This is a genomic window from Bacillus sp. JJ664 (genome assembly GCF_036962205.1).
GTDB lineage: Bacteria > Bacillota > Bacilli > Bacillales > Bacillaceae_G > Gottfriedia.
The window spans coordinates 3028-3252 of the sequence record NZ_JBALMS010000164.1 but is presented as its reverse complement, the minus strand read 5'-3'; the positions used below and the strand labels follow the sequence as shown (position 1 = coordinate 3252).

Below are 225 nucleotides of genomic sequence, written 5' to 3'. Positions count from 1 at the left end.
GTTTTATCATCTACATCAATTTCTGACAGAATCTCTTCTAATTCCTTTAATCCTTGCTCAGTATGTAAGTAATCATTTGTTAACTTATCGAGTTCTTTCATGTTTAGTGCCTCCTTCCTTCGAGAAAAATTCTCTCAGATTTTTCCTAATTCTCCATATGCGTGTATCTAAAGCTTTTCTAGTAGTATGTAAATCTACTGCAATTTTTTCTAAATCTTCATCAAA

1 protein-coding gene is annotated in these 225 nt (G+C 31.1%); it reads right to left on the bottom strand.

The genetic code is table 11. The features are described from left to right. Positions 1-84 precede the first annotated feature (84 nt). A partial coding sequence (locus V7056_RS19160) for a hypothetical protein (RefSeq protein ID WP_499703991.1) occupies positions 85-225 on the bottom strand: 141 nt, incomplete at its 5' end.